The organism is Burkholderia sp. AU4i (genome assembly GCF_000466765.1).
In the GTDB taxonomy this organism is placed as follows: Bacteria; Pseudomonadota; Gammaproteobacteria; order Burkholderiales; family Burkholderiaceae; genus Burkholderia; species Burkholderia cepacia.
This window is the reverse complement of sequence record NZ_ASSI01000400.1, coordinates 1-568: the sequence shown is the minus strand read 5'-3', so window position 1 is coordinate 568 and position 568 is coordinate 1. Positions and strand designations below refer to the sequence as shown.

The 568-nt window shown below is 64.3% G+C and carries 1 protein-coding gene; it reads right to left on the bottom strand.

The annotated features are described in order from the left end of the window. Positions 1-272 precede the first annotated feature (272 nt). A complete protein-coding gene (locus L810_RS43035; protein WP_027788932.1) occupies positions 273-497 on the bottom strand; it encodes a hypothetical protein in 225 nt (74 codons plus the stop codon). Between the last annotated feature and the right edge of the window lie 71 nt (positions 498-568).

The window sequence follows — 568 nt, the reverse complement described above, 5'->3', positions numbered from 1 at the left end:
TGACGAACAGGTCGTAGTCGAAATCCATCGCATTGCCTCATCGCAGTTCGGATGCAGGCACGATAGCAAGATTCCGGAATTCTTGCGGCACACGGTGCCGCCACGCGCACGCCCAATAAAAAACGGCGAGAGACGTTGCCTCTCGCCGGTCAAACCGGCTGCCGGGTGTGCCATGCGTCACCGATCGACCGCATGCCCGACCTGCCGGCTGCGCGGCACCGGCCCGGCCGGGCGCGCGAAGGGCGCGCCCACGGCCGGACCAGCCGCCATGCTCATGCCTGCGACGTGTCGCTGCCGTCCGTCGCCTGCGTGTCGTCTGCCTGCTGCGGCTGCTCTTCCTTCTTCTCGAGCATGCCTTCGATCGCTTCCGCGCCCTTGAAGCCGGCGACGGCGGCTGCCGCCTTGGTCAGCAGGCCCGCATCCGGATCCAGCTTTTCCGCGCCTTCGACGGCTGCGATTGCGCCAGCGATTTCACCCACGGTGTTCAGGATACCCATCGTCATCCCCTTTCAAGAAAATCGTGAGCGCATCGTCCCACGAAAAAAACCGGCGAACCGAGATTGTCATC

Bases quoted from the DNA above. Each gene is read 5' to 3' on its own strand.
- L810_RS43035 (WP_027788932.1), bottom strand. From the start codon at position 497: ATGGGTATCCTGAACACCGTGGGTGAAATCGCTGGCGCAATCGCAGCC.